The organism is Pseudomonas putida (assembly GCF_003228315.1).
Taxonomy (GTDB): Bacteria; Pseudomonadota; Gammaproteobacteria; order Pseudomonadales; family Pseudomonadaceae; genus Aquipseudomonas; species Aquipseudomonas putida_S.
Genome location: NZ_CP029693.1, coordinates 6788848 through 6807338 on the forward strand (window position 1 = coordinate 6788848; position 18491 = coordinate 6807338).

Here is an 18491-nt window from a genome sequence, read left to right on the forward strand (position 1 = left end):
CGCCGCACCCGTGGCGGCACTCACCCGTATCAGCTCAATCAAGGACACGCTTATGAATCGTTTTTTACTGAACGCTCTGACGCTGGGCATGCTGACCGTGATCGGTTGCGGTGCCGCCCAGGCACAAACCCTGCGCCTGGCGATGAACTCCGACATTCGTAGCCTCGATCCGGGCGTCAATCGTGACGACCGCTCCGACGCGGTGGTGCTGCACATGACCGAAGGTCTGGTGGCCTACGGCGAGAAGGGCGAGGTCAAGCCGCTGCTGGCGGAAAAGATCGACGTGTCCGCCGATGGCCTGACCTACACCTTCACCTTGCGTCAGGGAGTTAAGTTTCATAACGGCGAAACGATGACTGCTGACGATGTGCTCTGGAGCTGGAACCGCGACATGGACCCCAAGACCCAGTGGCGTTGCCTGCCCGAGTTCGACGGCAGCGGGCTGACCAAGGTGACCAGCGTCACGGCAGCGGATCCGCACACCGTGGTAATGCAACTGGAAAAGCCCAGCGGCATGTTCCTCGCGACGTTGGCGCGCACCGATTGCGGTGGCACCGCGGTATTGAACAAGGCTTCGGTCAACGCCCAGGGTGAGTTCGTGACACCGGTCGCCACCGGCCCCTACCAGTTGGGCGAGTGGAAACGCGGACAGTACGTGACGCTGAAAAAATTCGCCGGCTACCAGCCTTTGTCAGGCCCGCGCGACGGCTACACCGGCGGCAAGACCGCGCTGGCCGATGAAGTGCGCTTCGTGATCATTCCCGATCAGGCGACGGTCAAGGCGGCGCTGTTCTCCGGGGACCTGGATATGGCCGAAGTCACCGAGACCGACCTGCCGGAAATCAAGACCCACGCCAGCCTCAAGGTCTCAAGCGCCCCCAGCGCGACCATGAACGTGCTGATGTTCCAGACCCGCGATCCGCTGCTCAAGGACAAGCGCATCCGCCAGGCCATCGCCGCCGCCATCGACGTCAAGCAACTGGTGGCCACTACCAGCAACGGCTTCGGCGTACCCAACAACTCGATCATCAGCGTGGCGTCCAGTTACTACGGGACCGCCGAGCAGCGCGGTTTCACCTACGACCCACAGAAGGCGACCCAGCTGTTGCAGGAAGCCGGTTATCGCGGCCAGCCGCTGACCATCATCGCCAACAAGCGTTCGATGGTGCCCAGCTATGACCTGGCGATCATCGCCCAGGCCATGCTCCAGGCAGTGGGCATCAACGCCCAGGTCGAAGTCATGGAGTGGGGCACTCAGCTTGAGCGCTACCAGAGCGGGCGTTATCAGGCGATGTCCTTCACTTACTCGGCACGTTTCGATCCGGCCCTGAGTTTCGAGCAGGCCACGGGTAACAAGGACAAGGAATCACGCAAGGTCTGGGAGGATCCGCAAGCCATCGAGATGCTGACCCAGGCGCTGAAAGAGGGTGACACCGCCAAGCGTCAGGTGATCTTCGACCAGCTGCACGAACGCTTCATCGATCAGGTGCCGATGATCGTCATGTACAACGGCCTGGACATTGTCGCGCTGAATGAAAAGGTCGAGGGCTATGACGCCTGGATCGGCCAGAAGCCGCGCCTGTGGGGGGTGAGCGTCAAGCAGTGACGCTCATTGCTCCAGCGGAACCTGGCGGATGTGCGCCGCGATCAAGCGCTTGAGCAGGTCGCGGTCACCACTGCGCAGGGCGTCGACGATCTGGAAGTGTTCGCGGCTGGACTGCTCGGCGCGCAAGTGGGTGCGCCAGGTACCGCCGGGAGAGGAGGGTGGACGGCTGCGAATTTCCTCGATGAATTCGATCATGACCCGGTTGGTGCACATGTCGTAGATCGCTCGGTGGAACTCCAGGTTGGCGCTGTAGCACTCCTGCATCGTGCCTTCGTTCACCAGACGGCCGAAACGCTGGGCGATGACATCCAGGGCTTGCAGGCGTTCCTCGGTGACGACCATCTGGTCGACGGCTGCGCATTCCAGGGCGATGCGCACTTCCCGGGTATCGGACACCTGGGTCGGGTCCGGCGTGTGGACGTAGTAACCGCGGTTGGGGATGTGCTCGACCATGCTTTTGAGGACCAGTTGGTCCAGCGCCCGGCGGATGTCCAGCCGGGTGCAACCGTAGCGGTGTTCAAGATCGATTTGCTTGAGCCAGCTGCCGGTCGGCAGCACACCGGCATTGATGTCGTTGGAAATCAGCAAGACCAATTGGCTGCGATCAGTTTTTTTATTCAAGAGTGAACTTCCACAAATCCCGGTCGTGGTGAGGCGTCGAACGTGCATGACCCTCACCCGCTGAAGTTACCAATAATGGCACAGTTATCAACGAGGTTTCACAATGTTGAGCAACCCTCAAGACACACCCGAAGTACGCCATCGTCAGATGTACTACCGTGGCAGCACAACCATTTTTTCCTGCCGCAAGGATCCGCGTTTTTCCTACTGCCTTTATGTGCCACAGACCTTCGATCAGGCCCCCGAAGGGCACCAGCTGCTGGTGACGGTGCATGGTACCGGACGGACCATGGTCGAGTATCGGGGCGCGTTTGCCGAGTTCGGCCGTTTCAACCGCTACATCATCCTCGCGCCGCTGTTTCCGGTCGGCCCGCTGGGCGATGGCAACCCCCACGGCTTCAAATACCTCAAGGAAGGCGACATTCGTTATGACGAAGTGCTGCTGGCGATGGTCGACGAAGTCGCGGCGGCGTTGAACACCACGTTCGAAAAGTTTTCCTTGTTCGGTTATTCGGGCGGGGGACACTTCGCCAACCGCTTCTATTACCTGCACCCCGAACGCCTGCGGTCCGTCTCCATCGGCGCACCCGGCTCGGTGACCCTGATCGATGAAGGCCGTGACTGGTGGGTGGGCACCGGGGGCATCGAGGCCATCTTCGGCAAACGCCTGAACCTCGATGCCTTGCGACAGGTCGATGTGCAACTGCTGGTCGGCGCGGCGGATCTTGAGACCTGGGAGATCCACTACGCACCGGGTTCTGTGCAATACATGGAAGGCATCAACGATGCCGGGCGCACGCGGGTGGAGCGCAACACGACGCTGGCGCGCAACCTTGAGGCGCATGACATACGGGTGCAGCAGGACATCGTGCCGAATACGGCCCATGCGGGGATATCGGTGGTGCCGTACGTGCAGGACTTTTTGTTGCAGTTGGGGCGTTGAGGCGGGGCGTCGTCGAGGTTTGTTCGACGGCGTTTTACTTCGGGACTGTGCCGGCCCTGAAAAGATCGCAGCCTGCGGCAGCTCCTACAGGTCCGATGTTCGACGCCATTGCGCGGGTGAACACCAGCCCCTGTAGGAGCTGCCGCAGGCTGCGATCTTTTGATCTTGCTCTTTGTTTGCTATCCCCAAAAATGCCCGTATCTCGCGATGCGGGCATTTTCATCTCAGGTTCAGACTCAGAAGGCGTACCTGACCAGAAAGCAGAAATCCCCGGCACAGGTACTGACAGGTTTCACTTCGGACATGACGGCGGCTCCGGCAGATGCAGCGGGGTCTTGATCGGGTATTCGGGGCTGCCGTAGGCGTAGCAGGAGGTGGTGACCTGAAGCTCGTCGCAGGGCAGGAAGTGCACGGTGAGGCCGCAGGTTTTTTGGCCGGTGTAGTCGGGGATGGGGGCTATTTTGGTGTGTTGGCGTTTTTGAGCCTCCATTTTGTCGAGCCACGCATCGTACTTCGCCTCATCAGCGAAACCGGGGAAGCCTTTGGACCCAGCTACACCAGTTTCCCAGTCTATGCGCACCGTCATCCCCGGTTGCCAGCGTGAAGGGGCGACGTAGCAGCAACCGCCCCCTCCACCTTGGTAAGCACCAATAATGTCGATCCCCGAGCGCCCCTCAACACTGAAGCGATTGATGGCCCAGTGGGTGTGGTTGATGGCTTCCAGAGAGCCGGCCTCGGCGGTTTGCAGGAGCACGGTCGCCATTAATCCCGCAAGCGCCCTAATCCGTAGGCGACACGCATGGCGATGGGGCATGGATTTTGTTCCTTTTGCCGAGTGTCGAGTAACCGAATCAAACCTGCCCATCGTTCACCTCGCCGACCGTGGCGTAAAAGTCGTCCCAGATGGCATCGATGGCTTTATGCACCTCAGCCAGGCGTTGGGCATTCATGACGGGCGGTCGTGCTGTCGCAGCCGGTGAATAGACTGGCAAGGGAGTTCCGCTGGCCAGCATGGCCGTCTGGATTTCCGGATTGAGGGCCAACTCCCGGCGGCTGGCTTCACCGAAGAACACCATGCGTTCGCGAAAATAGCTGCCCAGCGGTTCGCGCCCGAACGAGTAAAGGAACCAGGCGCGGGAGTCGTGGACTTGTTCATCGAACAACGCCCGCAGCAGTCCGGCCGGTTGATGGGCGTTGCGGCTCTCGTCGACATTGCCACGGCTGTTTTCGTCCCAGCGATTGCGTTCATGTTCCGCACGTGGAAACAACTCGTTGACCCGGGCTTTGCCTGCGGCCTTCATCTGCCGGCTTTCGACATGGGCATCGGCACTGATGATGCGCAGGACGGCGGCAGGCGGGGCATTGGCCGGTAAGACTCGGCTCAGACTGGAGGCCAGGTGGTCGGGGTCGTGGTAGTGCGCACGGAACTCTTCGGCCGCCTCGCGCAGTTGGGTTCTGGCGATGTCCGGGTCGAAATCCGGGAGGCCGGGTTCCAGCGGGCTTTTCGGAGTGCGGCCATCGCGTTCGCGGGCGCGTTGTTGGAGACGTTTTTTTTCAATGTCTGCCTGTTCTTTTTTGCGCTCGGCCTTGGCGATGGCTCGCGCCTCGGAATTAGCGTGGGTATCGCTTGCGTCGAGGTAGAAAGGGGTTTTTCTCAGGCTGGCAAAGGCATAGCGGTCGATGCGCCAGGCGGTGATCCAGCCGAGTTGTTCGCGGACGGCCTGTTCCAGCGTGGTGGTGGATGGTAGGGATTGGTAGTGTTCGGTTTGCTCGGGGAGCAGTGGTTCGGCAACGGGTGGCAGGCCTAGAGTTATTACGCGCCAGGCGTTGAAGCGATGGATTAGATTAGGGGCCGCAATGCACTCGAGTACCAACTCAGGCTCTAACGCCCGCCAGAGTTCATGACGCATCTCGATAGGCAGGGCATTTTTCGGCACTTTCAGTGGTGCGCCATGCTCAAAGGCGTCGGCATACAAGTCATTTAAGGCAATCTGCGACAACAGCAGGTGATCACTTTCTCCCACCGCCTTGCCCTGATCCCCCGGCGGATACCCGCCACCCAGATCGGAATGCACACCCGGATAGATCACTTCCTCACTGTTGATCGGATACTCACCGCTCTCACGCCGAATCGATTCCAGTGGAAAACACAACCGCTGTTCATGACTGGCCACAAGGTGCAAACAGCGCTTGACCAGTCCACCACCAGGTAACTGCTGATTACCATCGGCCCAGCTCATATGCCCGTCCGCTCCGGGCACGATATCGGCGAAACCCACCGAAGCCACGGTATCCAGCAACCCCAGATATTCCACGCTGACGGGCAGCTCCAGATCGCCCAGTTTCAGCGCTGGCGTATAACGCATCAGCTCATTCAACCAACTGACAAAGGCCCGCGCCGCCGCCGCGCCACGGGAAAAGCCATAGACAAACAGCTTGACCCCCAACAGCTTGCACATGCCGGGCTGCGGTTGGCTCAAGGCGAACTGCAAGGGTTTTTCAATGATCTTGAGCTGCTTGTAAATCTCGGCGCGACGGTTGGTCTGCCCCGTCTTCCACTCGAAGCCCGGCACCGTACCCATGGCCTTGACCGAAGCCAGCAGGCTGGCGTCGTCCAGCCGTGGCAGGTCCATCGTACGGCGCAGGGCATCGATGATCATCAGCAGGCCCCAGTTGATCCGCTCCTCGCCATACCAGGCATGGGCCAGCCCCAGGATGGTGTAATCCAGATCGCCGACTTCGGCGAAAGGCGTGCCGACACCCGGCATGTAGTACTTGAAGTACTGACCCAAACCGGTACCCGCGGCATCGGTCAGGCGCCGGGCCTTGCTGCTGCCGTGGTGGGTTCCGCCGGCGTGACCGTCGCCGATGGTGGCGCGAAACAGGCGGGCAATGTTGGTCGGGTGCGGCGTAGTGGATTCGTACAGATCGTTATTGAGGTTGTTGCCGGTGCCGTCGAAGAACAGGCTGATGTGCAGGGATTTGCAGCAGGGCATCAGCACCCGGCGCCCGGCTGCCTGACACAGAGCGTCATGATAGTCGCTCTCCTGCTGGCGCTGTCGATCAAGATTTTGGTAGACCTGATAGTCCTCGCGGGCAAGCGCCCCTCCTGAGGAAACGCTGGCGGATAGCAGACGGGGGCGTGTTTCATTTTGGACATGACTGAGGCTCCGGCAAGTGCAGAGGAGTGTTGATCGGATATTCGGAGCTGCCGAAGGCATAACAGGAGGTCGTGACCTTTAGCTCGTCACAGGGCAGGAAATGCACAGTGAGTCCGCAGGTTTTTTGGCCGGTGTAATCTGGGATGGGGACTACTTTGGTGTGTTGGCGCTTCTGTGCCTTTATCTCTTTCTCCCATTCCAAGAACTTGGGCCAATCTCCAGTACCGGGAAATCCTTCTGAACTACCGGCGCCAGTCTCCCAATCAACCCGAACCGTCATCCCCGATTTCCAGCGCGATGGCGCGCTGTAGCAACACCCGCCCCCGCCACCTTGATACGGTCCAATAATGTCGAGCCCCGACCGCCCATCAACGCTGAAGCGGTTGATTGCCCAATGGGTGTGGTTAATGGCTTCAAGCGTGCCAGCCTGAGCGCATTGCATTAGCGCCACGCCAACCAGCATGCCGACCATAGCGATGCAATTACGCCGGTTATTGGAATTGGGCATCGGGTTCATTTCCTGATCTCGCTGTTTGGCGTCATGCACGCGTTGCGTAACCGCTCAAGGCAGCGGGCTTCACGTTCGGGCTTGTTAAACAAACCGTCCTCGGTGGCTTCGAGCATTGCCGCAAAGCACGTTTGAAAGCGCTGCTCGGCACTCAACTGCGGCGGTATTGCCTTGCCAAGTTTCTTCATCGCCCCAGTGGCATCGCTGACACACCTAAACGTTTCCAGCTGACTGTCACTCAGCACAATGGGCCGCCGTTCTTCCGGCCACACCGGCTCGTCACAGGTACCCACCAGCCGCTGGGGACGACCATCGCGATCCAGCCAGCTCCAGAACACCGCCGGACGCAGCAGCAGTCGTTGCTGTTGGGGTTCAAGCACATGACTGAACATCAACGGAAAAAGACGCGGGTCGTAATAGCGCAGCAACCCCGACTGCCCGCCGTTACAGGCTTCCAGGCATCGACCGAGGTATTCGGCCAATGCCGGAAACGGCCAGTTGGAGGCCAACACCAACAATCGCGAGTCCCGGTTCAGCGCCTGCATCAGGCCAATGAGCCATTGCCGTTGCAGCGGTATCGACAGATCAACCCGCACCAGCAACGGCGCCAGATCCTCGGCACCGGCCTCCGGCAAGTCGCTGAACAACGAGTGCCAGGGCAGGGCGGGTTCGACACTGAGCACACTGCCGAGCAGCGGCATTTCGCTGCCGGTCTGGTCGATGATGATGTCCAGGCAGGAATTGGTGGACTGGGCACAAGACGCTTCCAGCAGTTCGATCCAGAGACCGTTATCGACAGTGGTCATGCTCGTGTCCCCCTGGGCATGCCGTTCGAAAATTCAGGCATGAGGTTCATTTCCGGACTTCGCCGTAGGAGGCAAGCAGGCGTCCTGCGCCATGACGGGCAGGAACATCGAGGAGAGTTTTCAATGTCGCGGCCCCACCAGTGGTGGCGGCTGCGATCGGCGATGGCGGGCAGTGCGTTGTGCAAGTTCAATCCTCCCTGTGGCATTCGGGGAGGCTTCATTTCCATCCCCGTTCAAGCGCTGGACAGCTTTCTCGAGGGCGACAAAGGATGAAATAGGATGATTCGGTTAAGCGTGTAGGACACTTCCGTGAATTGGGATATCGGGCTGTGGGATTTTTTACGGGAGTGATTGAAGGGTGATGAATCGAGGGTGTTTCGCTCTCCATTCGGAGCATTTTGGCGTGGGTTTTAATCGGTGTTTAAAAGTCCGTCAGGTTACTTGATGTAAGCCACAGTTTCTTGCGTCGTTGCCTACGGTTACGCCAGAATCCGCCGGCTTGTGCGCCTTGGGGCCGGGTTTTATCGTTGGTTGGTCGCTGAAAACAACAGCGATCGGGTTTGGTAGCCCGGAGTGTATGAGGTGCACGGCATCATCATTTCGCAGCGCTTTTTTGTCTCTGCTTTACGGTGGTCATGCACAGGGCGTTTTAGGACGCGCCGGTTTCCTCATACCCGGTCTACCAACCTGCGTATGGCCACCACCCTTCGTTTGGTAGCGAAAGTGATGGCTCCTTTTTCACAGTATGAGGAGTTCCAACTATGTTCAAACCAACGCCCAATCCCCCGGAAAACGATCCTGACCGCATCCCCTCAGCCGCCGACATCAACGCCACCCCCCGCACACTCGACACCACCTTCATCGTCAACCCCGACCTCGACACCCAAACCCTGCTGGCCCACGCCTGCGAGTCGTTGGCGTCGGCCAATGTCATGACCCTGGATCTGGCAGACCGCACGGAGGGGACGAGTCGCAACACGCTGCTGGGTATCGCGCAGGTCATCATGCTGGGTGAGTTGGCGGTGAGTCGGGCACTGGATCGGGTTGAGTCGGCAGGATAGAGAAGCAAAAGATCGCAGCCTCGTTGCACTCGACAGCTCCTACAGGGGATGGTGTTCACCCGCGAAATTGCGCCGAACATCGGTCCTGTAGGAGCTGCCGCAGGCTGCGATCTTTTGACCTTCGTTCTAGAGCCCGGACGCCAGCGCCGCAGGCTTGTCCGCCTGTTTCCGATATCGCCCCGGCGATACCCCATACCAGCGCTTGAACGAGCGGAAGAAGTTGCTCGGATCAGAGAAGCCCAACTGAAAGGCAATATCCAGCAACGGCCGGGTGCCTTGAATCACGTACCCCCGGGCCAGCACGGCCCGGCGCTGATCGAGCAAGGTCTTGTACGTGGTCCCTTCGGCCAGCAGCCGGCGATGCAGGGTGCTGGGGCTCAGGTTGAGCAGGCCGGCAACCCGTTCGCGCGACGGTTCGCCCTCGGGTAGCAGTTGCTGCAACACATTGCCCACTTGCAAGGCAATCGACTGCTGGCGCCGCTGCTTCAGGCGCTCTTCCAGATGCTCGCGGTGTACTTCGAAGACCTGCGGGTTGGCCAATGGCAGGGGCGTTTGCAGGTCGCGCGAGGACAGTTGCATGCAGTTGTTCGGACTGTCGAAGCGTATCGGGCAGTCGAACACGCTGCGGTACAGCGCCAGGTCCGCAGGCGAGGGAGGCGGGCGGCGCAGGCACACTTGCTTGGGCCGGAACCCTGCACCCAGCAGCCAGCGGCAGAACACCATCGTGGCGCCCATCGTCATGTCGGTGATGGCCTGGGGAATGGCATAGACCTGTGGCGTGACATCCAGGCGCAGGGTGGCGCCGTCGGCCTGCGGGCTGAAGTCGCAGTCCGAGACATCACTGAGCAGTTGCTGGTAGCGCATGAGGTGGGTCAGGGCATCGGCCAGGGTCGGCGCGGCGAGCATCAGGTGACCCACCTGGCTCATGCAGCCGGGGCGGAAATCCTGGCTGGCGCGCAGGGCCAGCAGGGGATCGCCGGTGAGCTCGCAGGCCTGGGTCCAGAAGTGCGCGATCTGGATGTGCGCGATGCTCGCCTCGCTGTCGTTCAATACCTGCGGGTCGATGCCGCTGCGGGCAAGCAGGTGCTCCACGTCCACGCCGCGCTGTGCGAGCGCTGGCAGCATGCCTTGAAACCACTGAGCGGATGCTCTGGGCATTGTCATGGAGGTCACCTGAGGGTTGATGAATTCTTATTGTTGAAGGACTTTCTGTACTTTTGTATGGAATCCTATTCGAGCTATGATCAGCCCGTCAATCACCAGCCGACCGAACACCATGCCCGATCCAAGAGTCCTGCGTAGCCGCCAGAAAATGGCCAATGCCTTGTTCGACCTGATTAGCGAAGGTCATACCTACCCACCGGCGGTGAATCTGGTACTGGAGCGTGCCGGGGTTGCCCGGGCCACGTTCTACAGCCATTTCACCGACATGGACGCGCTGCTGGCCTGGGAGGTGGAGCGCATCCTCGATGAGTTGCAGGCCAGTATCGATTGGCAAGGGCACGCCCAGGATGCGCCGTTCAGCGGTCGCGTGGTGCACGCCGTGCTGCTTCGGGCCCGGGAGCGCACGGAACTGTTTCGCCTGTTGCTGACCGGGGGCGCCGGGCCGATTCCGCTGGAGCGTTTCTACACGCGTTTCTACGAAGCCTCGCTGGCGTTCAACCGCCGGCGCTGCGCCGACATGAACCTCACCCCGGCGATTCCGCTGGAGGTGATCTGCAGCAGCATCAGCGGCCAGGTGATGGGCGTGCTGCGCTGGATGGTCATTCACCAGCCCGACGCCGATGTCGATCAACTGGTGGGCTGGATGCGCAGCATTTACCAGCAGGGCATGAGTCACTTGCTGATGCCGCCGGCTGACTCCCAGGGACAGTGAGTTGAACGGCAGGGACAGTTTTATCCAGAAGTAGAACCCCATGCTGGGGGCATGAGGCGGCCAATGTCGGGCCCGCCAAGAGGTTCCCCCATGCACCTGTCCCTTGCGTTCCTTACGCTGCTGGCCAGCAGCGTTGCGCTTGCCGCGCAGCCACCCGTCGACCGTCTGGAGCGACCGGCTCCGGATCAATCCCATGTCCAGTTTCAGTCATTCAATGACGTGCAAAGCCTGCCCGCAGGCTTCGTCGCCGCCGGGCGCGATGGTCTGCTGGTGCAGGGTGACGGCAAGGGCAACCTCAGCCCGTTGCCCAGCCCGACCAGCGTGTTGTTGACGGCGGTCCGTGGTCAGCCGGGTCAGGCTCTGTGGGCGACCGGCCACGATGGCCTGGTCCTGCGCCAGGCACCGGGCAAGCCGTGGCAGCGCGTACTCGATGGCAACCGAATCAACGCGATGTTGCAGGCGGCTGCACAGCAGCGGCTGGAAAAGGCCCAGGCCGCCAGCGATGCATCCCCCGGTGACAGCCAACTGAGCCAGCAACTGGAAGACGCGCAGTTCTATGCGGACGACGCGCAAGCCAGTCAGGACGCCGGGCCGGCGCGCCCGTTGCTCGACCTCTGGGTTAACGATGACCGCCGTGCGTGGGCCGTGGGGGCCTACGGCGTGATGCTGGCCACCGACGATGGCGGCGCGCAATGGCGCTTGCTCGACAACCTGCCCAACCCCGAACGCCTGCACCTGAACAGCGTGCTGGAAACCGCACCCGGCGTACTGCTGGTAGCCGGCGAAGGCGGGCGGCTGTATCGCTCCGACGACGGCGGACAGCACTGGGATGCGCTGCGCCAACTGGGCAATGGGTCGCTGTACCGCCTGATTCCGCTGGCCAAACCGGGCGATGTGCTGGTGGTTGGCTTCGGCGGTTTCGTCGCGCGTTCCCAGGACGCCGGCGTCACCTGGCAGACGCTGCCCATCCCAGCCAAGGCCAGCCTGTTCGGTGGCACGCGCCTGGACAACGGCGGAGTGCTGCTGGTCGGCCAGGGCGGCAACCTGCTCTACAGCCAGGACCTTGAGCATTTCCGCCTCTGGCGCGACCCGCAACAGCGGGGCTGGATGGCCGCCACCCAACTGGCCGATGGCAGCCTCGAACTGGCCGGGCGCCAGGGGCTGTCGAACCTGGGACGAAATGAACTGCTGGAGCACTTTCAATGAACATGCCGGCCAACCCGAATGACCGCCGCCTGATCAACACCCTTGAGCGGGCCCTGTTCTCGCGTCGTCCACTGGTGCTGCTGGCCTTTTTGCTCGCCACCGTCGTGCTGACCTGGCAGGCCCTGCACATTCGTCCGGACGCCAGCTTCAGCAAGATGATCCCGCTCAATCATCCCTTCATCGTCAATTACCTGCGCTTTGAGGACATGCTCCGGCCGCAGAGCAACCTGCTGCGGGTGATCGTGGAAAACCCCAAGGGCTCGGTCTTCGAAAAGGGCTTCATGGAGCGCCTGCGCGAAGTCAACGACGCGATCTTCTACCTGCCGGGCGCCGACCGGGGCAACCTCAAATCGCTGTGGACGCCCAACGTGTTCTGGCAGGAAGTGACCAGCGATGGCTTGCGTGCCGGGCGGATCATTCCCGACGGCTACGATGGCAGCCCGGCCGCGCTCGAACAGGTGCGGACCAACGTCGCCCGTGCCGGCTTGATCGGTTCGCTGGTGGCCAACGACGAGCGTTCGGCGATCATTCTGGTGCCGCTGTTGGAGAACGATCCGCAGACTGGCCAGCCCCTCGACTATGCGCGTTTTACCCAAGCGCTCGAGGCTCAGGTGCGCGAGCATTTCGACGGGCCGGACAGTCACATTCGCGTGGTCGGTTTCGCGCAGATCATTGGTGATCTGATCAGAGGGGCAGCGGTGATCCTGCTGTTGTTCTGCGCCACGCTGGTGCTGATCAGCGTGCTGATCTACCTGTATTGCCGGTGCTGGCGCAGCACCCTGGTGACGATCGCCACCTGCCTGCTGACCGTGGTCTGGCAACTGGGCCTGCTGCGCCTGCTGGGCGTGGGGCTCGATCCGTATTCGATCCTGGTGCCGTTCCTGATCTTCTCGATTGCCACCAGCCACGCGGTGCAGAACATCAACCTGATGGCCAGCGAAATGGCCACCGGCGCAACGCGTCTGGAGGCGGCGCGCAAGAACTTCAGCATCCTGTTCATACCCGGCTCCATGGCGCTGATCGCCGATGGCATTGGCTTCGCCACCTTGCTGATCATCGATATCGGTGTGATCCGGCAGCTGGCACTGTCGGCCAGCCTCGGCGTGGCGGTGGCCTTGCTGACCAAGATGCTGCTGTTGCCGGTGTTGATGTCCTATGTCGGCGTCAGCCCCCGTGGCCTGGCCCGCCAGCGCCTGCGCGATGCCTCGCCACGTCCGCTGTGGCGGCTGGTCAGTCGCGTGGTGCGGCCGCGTCCGGCACTGCTGTGCGTGCTGGTCAGTGGTGCGTTGCTGGGGGGCTCGATGTACCTGGCCCGTGACCTGCAAATCGGTGACCTCGACCGGGGCGCACCGGAGTTTCGTCCGGGCGCGCGCTACAACCAGGACAACGCCTACCTGCTGGAGCACTACACCACCAGCACCGATGTCCTAGTGGTGCTGCTCAACACCCCGCCCGAGCAGTGCGCACGCTTTGCCGCGGCGGATCTGGTCAGCCTGCTGGAGCAGCGCCTGCGACAAGTGCCGGGGGTGACCCGCACCGACTCGCTGTATCAGCGCATGCGTCAGGCGATCTTTGCGCGCAACGAGGCCAACCCGAAATGGGATGAGCTGTCCCGTGATCGTTTCGTGATGAATGCCGCGCGCTCCAGTGTTTCCAGTGAGTTCGCCAGTTCCGATTGCAGCAGCGTGCCGATCAGCGTGTTCCTCGCCGATCACAAGGCCACGACCCTGGCCGGGCTGGTCAAAGCCATCGATGCCTTCACGGCCGAATACCAATTGCCCGAGCACAGTCTGCTGATCGCCGGCGGCAATGCCGGTGTGGAGGCGGCGACCAATCAGGTCATCGAAGTGGCCAACCACCGCATGCTCGCGCTGGTGCTGGGGATCGTCGGGCTGATGGTCTGGTGGGAGTTCCGCTCGTTGAAAGTGACCATCAGCCTGGTGGTACCGCTGTACCTGTCGGCGATGTTGTGCGAGGCGCTGATGGCGCGCATGGGCATGGGCGTGAAGGTTGCCACCTTGCCGGTAATCGCCCTGGGCGTGGGCATTGGCGTGGACTACGGCATCTACCTGTACAGCCGGCTGGACGGCTTTCTCAAGCGCGGTCTGTCGCTGGAGCAGGCCTACTTCGAAACCCTGCGCAGCACCGGTACCGCCGTGGCCTTCACCGGCTTCACCCTGGCCCTGGGCGTGGCCACCTGGGTGTTCTCCAGCATCCGTTTCCAGGCGGACATGGGCTTGCTGCTGACGCTGCTGTTCCTGTGGAACATGCTCGGCGCCCTGTTGTTGCTGCCGGCACTGGTGGCCTTGCTTTCCAGAGTCAGTGTTTTGAATCGCAGGGTCAGGGCACCAGGCAAGCAGAACCTGACAATCGTTTCGTGAGCCCGGCATCCGGGCTCGACCAACACTAAAACAAGAAAGGTCATTTTCCATGAACCGCTTCGTTCATCGTCGGCGCCTGCCAGCGTTTCGACCGCATCGCCTCGCACTGCTGATCGCCCTCATCAGCAGCCCGGTCCTGGCGGCCGAATTCCAGGTGGGGGAGATCCAGGGGCGCGCCAACGCCAAGTTGTCCCTGGGTGCCCTGTGGAGCGCCGAAGACGCCAACAAGGCCATGATCTACCCGCAGAACGCCCAGGCCATCGGCCAGACGTTCGACCCCAACGGTGTCGGCCGCAACAGCGATGACCGTCGCCTCAATTACCGCAACGCCGGCACGCTGATCTCCACGCCATTGACGTTCCTCGGTGAGATGGACCTGAAGTGGCAAAACTACGGTGTCTTCACCCGGGCCAAGACCTGGTACGACTACCGCCTGAACCATGACGAAGTGTCCTGGGGCAGTGCCGCCAACGGCTACGATCACGGCGCGCGGCTGGACGACAGTCACTACGACGACCTGGCCAAGTTCCAGGGCGCCGAGTTGCTCGACGCCTATGTCTATGGCGATTTCCAGCTGGGCGAAAGTGCCTTGCAACTGCGTGGCGGCAACCAGTCGGTGAATTGGGGCGAGTCGCTGTTTTTCCTCAACGGCATCAACAGCATCAACCCGGTGGACACTGCCGCACTGCGCCGCCCTGGCTCCGAGGTCAAGGAAGCGCTGGTGCCGGTGCCGATGCTCTACACCGCGTGAATCATGTTGCGTGGAATGCCCGGAAAATTCGGGTCCTTGGGGAAGTTGGTCATTTCCGCTATCTCCATGATGTTCAGGTGATAGAGAAAACCGAAGAACTCATCGAAGCCATGCACGGTAGGCAGGTATTCATTGCGATCGCCGACGTGGGACTTGCCGAACATGCCGGTGGAGTAACCCTCGGCCTTGAGCAACTGGGCCAGGGTCACATCGGTGTCCTGCAAGCCGACTTTCGCGCCGGGCTGCCCAACGGCCGTCAGGCCGGTGCGGATCGGGTACTGCCCGGTGATGAACGCTGCGCGGCCGGCCGTGCAACTGGGCTGGGCGTAGTAGTCCGAGATCATCACCCCTTCCTTGGCGAGGCGATCGATGTTGGGTGTGGTGACGGCACCCAGGCCACGGTTATAGGCCGACAGGTCCATGGGGGCCATGTCATCGACCATGATGACCACGATATTGGGTTTCTCTGCGGCCTGAGCCGAGCCGAGGGCGGCAATGCCCACGCCGATACCGAGCAGAATGCTTCTCAAGAGGTGCATGACGGAGCCTCATTTATCGATGTGATAACCGCCAACGCGATGGACATCTGCCTGGATTGTGGGTCACCGGCGGGGCGATTTCTGTACAACGGGGTGAATTCTGTATAGCACAGGGTTTGCGAGGCGCTCGGGGATTGACCTGATCGACGTCAGGCGCTTGATATCGGGTAACGGCGTTGCGCATGACCGGTCTTGCCGACCTGTTGTTTGCGCCATTCCCTGGGGCTCATCCCATGCCAGCGCTGAAAGGCACGGGTGAATGCGCTTTGGTCGCTGTAGCCGAGCAGGTCGGCCAGTTGCGAAATCCTGATGGTCGAGTCTTGCAGGTAATGACAGGCCATGTCCCGGCGAACCTCGGACAACAGATCCTGAAAGGTGAAACCTTCCAGTTCCAGCTGGCGTTGCAGCGTGCGGGTACTCATGCGCATGAACGTTGCGAGGTATTCGATGTTGGCCCGGCCCTCGGGCATGAAATTTCGAATCAGTTGCCGGATCAGGGTTGGCAGTTCCTCGTCGGACATCTGTGCCAGGTGATCCAGGTGCTGGCGGATCAGCCGATGCAGGGCCGGGTCAGCGGACTCCAGTGGCGTATCCAGCGCGCTGGCGTCGAACATCAGGCCGTTATAGGTGGTGTTGAAGCTTGGGGTCATGCCGATGAGGCGGCGAAATTGCGCAGGTTCCGCAACCGGGGTATGGCGGATCAGCAGGGCCTGGGGTTGCCAGCGCTTGCCCAGCAACGTGCGCATCAATTGCAGGCCGACGCCCAGTGCCAGCTCGGAACCCTGGCGATAGCCGGGCAAGGTCGTGTCGCTGATGGAGTAGGACAGGATCGCGTGCTTGCCCGATTCGTCGAGGACGATTTTCGCCGCCCCTGAATGGATGTGGTAGTAGGCCGTCAGGCCGGTCAGCGCTTCACGCACATCCCGGGCGTTGCGAAACAGGTAGAGCAGGGGGCCGAAAACGTTCACGCCCTGGGCCAGGCCGTATTGCAGGGCGAACAGGCGGTTGCCGGACTCCATTTCGCACAGCACCAGCAGATCGAGCATTTTGCTGTAGGCAATCAAACTGTCGGGAAACTGTTCAAGGTCCAGGGGCAGGCCGGCTCGTTTGAGCATTTTTTCGGGGTTCAGCCCCTGTTTCGACGCGAACTCGGCGAAGTTTGCCAGCCCTGCGGCGCGGACGAAGTCGATCATGTTCAGCCCATTTATTGTTTTTGTGGGTCGTGCGAGGGGTGGGAAAACAGGCGTCGTTTCCCCTTGGTTTTGGCGCGCATTGAAAGATTGCTGGCACGAAATGTCAAATTTTCACTGCGCGCGTCATGCAGCATGGAAGCCGATTCGGTCGTGATCCAAAGCCGCAAATCAGGTGAACACGCGCCCGCAAGGGTCGTTCGTTGCATGGAACCGCAGGGATAAAAACAAAATGAAAACCAGACTCCGAAAGGGCCTTTTCTGGCCCCTGATCGCGGCTGCGTCACTGATCGTGGGCAGTGCCTCGGTGTGCGCCGCACAAAAGCAACCCAACATCCTGGTGATCTGGGGCGATGACATCGGTTGGCAAAACGTCAGTGCCTACGGCATGGGCACGATGGGCTACACCACGCCGAGCATCGACAGCATTGGCGCCGAAGGCATTCGCTTCACCGATCACTACGGGCAGCCTTCCTGCACGGCGGGGCGCGCGGCGTTCATCACCGGCCAATATCCGATTCGCTCTGGGATGACCACCGTCGGCCAGCCGGGGGACAAACTGGGCTTGCAGGCCGCCTCACCGAGCCTGGCCGAAGTGCTGAAGAAGGCCGGTTACGCCACCGGCCAGTTCGGCAAGAACCACCTGGGTGATCGCAACGAGCACTTGCCCACGGTGCACGGGTTCGATGAGTTCTTCGGCAACCTGTATCACCTCAACACCCAGGAAGAATCCGAGCAGCGCGATTACCAGAATTTCGCCAAGACCTATTCCGGCAGCGTCGAAGCCTATGAGGGCAAGTTCGGTACCCGCGGCGTGATCCATTCGTTCGCCAGCACCACCGATGACCCGACGGTGGACCCGCGCTTTGGCCGGGTGGGCAAGCAGACCATCGAAGACACCGGGCCGCTGACCCAGAAGCGCATGGAGATGTTCGACGAAGAGGAAGTCGCAAGCAGGGCCATGGAGTTCATGAAGAAATCCAAGGCCAACGACAAGCCGTTCTTCGTCTGGCTGAACACCTCACGCATGCACCTGTACACGCGCCTCAACGACAAATGGCGTTATGCCGCCGAACACTACAGCTCCGAAGGCGACCTGTACGGCTCCGGCATGTTGCAGCACGATCATGACGTCGGTCAGGTGCTCGACTTCCTCAAGGAAAACGGTCTGGATGAGAACACCATCGTCTGGTACTCCACCGACAACGGTCCTGAGCACTCTTCCTGGCCCCATGGCGGAACGACGCCGTTTCGCAGTGAAAAGATGTCGACCTATGAAGGCGGCGTACGGGTGATTTCGATGCTGCGCTGGCCTGGGGTGATCAAGTCCGGCCAGGTGCTCAACGGCATCCAGTCGCACATGGACATGTTCACCAGCCTGGCGGCCGCCGCCGGCGTGCCCGATGTGGCGGCTGATATCAAGCAGGAGAAAAAGCAGTACATCGACGGGATCAACAACCTGCCTTACTGGAAGGGTCAGGCGAAGGACTCGGCGCGCAACAGCCTGTTTTACTACTACGAAAGCAAGTTGACCGCGATCCGTCTGGGGCCGTGGAAATTCCACCTGTCGACCAAGGAGGACTACTACGCCAACCTGGTGCCGCGCACCGTGCCGCTGTTGTTCAACCTGCGCATGGACCCGTTCGAAAGCTACGACAACAAGGATTCCTACGGGCATCTGCTGCAGAAAGTCTCGTGGCTGATCCAGCCCGTGGGCGAAATCATCGGCGCGCACTTGAAAACCCTCGCCGAGTACCCGCCGGTACAGGGTGGCAAAAGCTACGACATGTCGAACCTGGTGCAGGATTTCCTCAGCCGCGCCAAACAATAGACCGGCTTGAA

The 18491-nt window shown here is 61.1% G+C and carries 16 protein-coding genes; 8 read left to right on the forward strand and 8 right to left on the reverse strand.

All coding sequences use genetic code 11. The features are described from left to right. Positions 1-52: 52 nt before the first annotated feature. The gene (locus tag DKY63_RS31775) at positions 53-1606 is read left to right on the forward strand and encodes an ABC transporter substrate-binding protein (protein ID WP_110968031.1); all 1554 of its coding nucleotides are present in this window, start codon (positions 53-55) and stop codon (positions 1604-1606) included. A 3-nt stretch (positions 1607-1609) separates the two neighbouring features. Here DKY63_RS31775 and DKY63_RS31780 read toward each other — a convergent pair whose 3' ends face one another. Next, positions 1610-2227, reverse strand: coding sequence for a GntR family transcriptional regulator (locus DKY63_RS31780; RefSeq protein WP_239499356.1), 618 nt, complete (start codon positions 2225-2227; stop codon positions 1610-1612). Positions 2228-2330: 103 nt separating this feature from the next. Between DKY63_RS31780 and DKY63_RS31785 the strand changes: the two genes are divergently transcribed. Beyond that, positions 2331-3170 carry an alpha/beta fold hydrolase gene (locus tag DKY63_RS31785; RefSeq protein WP_110967763.1) on the forward strand — a complete coding sequence of 280 codons (840 nt, stop codon included), beginning with the start codon at positions 2331-2333 and terminating at the stop codon, positions 3168-3170. A 292-nt stretch (positions 3171-3462) separates the two neighbouring features. Here the strand turns inward: DKY63_RS31785 and DKY63_RS31790 are convergent, their stop codons facing one another. From DKY63_RS31790 to DKY63_RS31805, 4 genes are all read right to left on the reverse strand, one after another. After that, a complete protein-coding gene (locus DKY63_RS31790) occupies positions 3463-3933 on the reverse strand; it encodes a DUF3304 domain-containing protein (RefSeq protein ID WP_239499357.1) in 471 nt (156 codons plus the stop codon). Positions 3934-4021: 88 nt separating this feature from the next. Then, positions 4022-6166, reverse strand: a complete 2145-nt coding sequence (locus tag DKY63_RS31795) for a T6SS phospholipase effector Tle1-like catalytic domain-containing protein (protein WP_239499358.1) — start codon at positions 6164-6166, stop codon at positions 4022-4024. A 151-nt stretch (positions 6167-6317) separates the two neighbouring features. Further along, entirely contained in the window at positions 6318-6848 is a 531-nt protein-coding gene (locus DKY63_RS31800; RefSeq protein WP_162634949.1) for a DUF3304 domain-containing protein, read from the reverse strand. Then, positions 6845-7645 carry a DUF4123 domain-containing protein gene (locus tag DKY63_RS31805; RefSeq protein WP_110967765.1) on the reverse strand — a complete coding sequence of 267 codons (801 nt, stop codon included), beginning with the start codon at positions 7643-7645 and terminating at the stop codon, positions 6845-6847. The genes DKY63_RS31800 and DKY63_RS31805 overlap by 4 nt, the downstream gene beginning before the upstream one ends. 761 nt (positions 7646-8406) lie before the next feature. On the opposite strand from DKY63_RS31805, the gene DKY63_RS31810 reads away from it, so the two are divergent. Further along, the gene (locus DKY63_RS31810) at positions 8407-8706 is read left to right on the forward strand and encodes a DUF6124 family protein (RefSeq protein WP_110967766.1); all 300 of its coding nucleotides are present in this window, start codon (positions 8407-8409) and stop codon (positions 8704-8706) included. 126 nt (positions 8707-8832) lie between these two features. Here DKY63_RS31810 and DKY63_RS31815 read toward each other — a convergent pair whose 3' ends face one another. Further along, positions 8833-9870 carry an AraC family transcriptional regulator gene (locus DKY63_RS31815; protein WP_110967767.1) on the reverse strand — a complete coding sequence of 346 codons (1038 nt, stop codon included), beginning with the start codon at positions 9868-9870 and terminating at the stop codon, positions 8833-8835. Positions 9871-9946: 76 nt separating this feature from the next. On the opposite strand from DKY63_RS31815, the gene DKY63_RS31820 reads away from it, so the two are divergent. The 4 genes from DKY63_RS31820 to DKY63_RS31835 all read left to right on the forward strand — a co-directional run bounded on the left by DKY63_RS31820 (position 9947) and on the right by DKY63_RS31835 (position 14920). After that, positions 9947-10582 (forward strand): TetR/AcrR family transcriptional regulator, encoded by a 636-nt coding sequence (locus DKY63_RS31820; protein ID WP_110967768.1) that lies wholly within the window; start codon positions 9947-9949, stop codon positions 10580-10582. A gap of 90 nt (positions 10583-10672) precedes the next feature. Continuing rightward, entirely contained in the window at positions 10673-11788 is a 1116-nt protein-coding gene (locus tag DKY63_RS31825; RefSeq protein WP_162634950.1) for a WD40/YVTN/BNR-like repeat-containing protein, read from the forward strand. Then, positions 11785-14169 carry an efflux RND transporter permease subunit gene (locus DKY63_RS31830; RefSeq protein ID WP_110967770.1) on the forward strand — a complete coding sequence of 795 codons (2385 nt, stop codon included), beginning with the start codon at positions 11785-11787 and terminating at the stop codon, positions 14167-14169. Before DKY63_RS31825 ends, DKY63_RS31830 begins: the two co-directional genes overlap by 4 nt. Before the next feature lie 49 nt (positions 14170-14218). Continuing rightward, positions 14219-14920, forward strand: coding sequence for a DUF1302 domain-containing protein (locus DKY63_RS31835; protein ID WP_110967771.1), 702 nt, complete (start codon positions 14219-14221; stop codon positions 14918-14920). Here the strand turns inward: DKY63_RS31835 and DKY63_RS31840 are convergent. Together DKY63_RS31840 and DKY63_RS31845 are read right to left on the reverse strand one after the other, a co-directional pair. Then, a complete protein-coding gene (locus tag DKY63_RS31840; RefSeq protein WP_204354280.1) occupies positions 14908-15459 on the reverse strand; it encodes a sulfatase-like hydrolase/transferase in 552 nt (183 codons plus the stop codon). The genes DKY63_RS31835 and DKY63_RS31840 overlap by 13 nt on opposite strands. Positions 15460-15608: 149 nt before the next feature. Further along, complete coding sequence (locus DKY63_RS31845) at positions 15609-16652, reverse strand: AraC family transcriptional regulator (RefSeq protein ID WP_110967772.1); 1044 nt, start codon at positions 16650-16652, stop codon at positions 15609-15611. Positions 16653-16881: 229 nt separating this feature from the next. Between DKY63_RS31845 and DKY63_RS31850 the strand changes: the two genes are divergently transcribed. Continuing rightward, on the forward strand, positions 16882-18480 hold the full coding sequence (locus tag DKY63_RS31850) for an arylsulfatase (protein WP_110967773.1): 1599 nt from the start codon (positions 16882-16884) through the stop codon (positions 18478-18480). Positions 18481-18491: the final 11 nt, after the last annotated feature.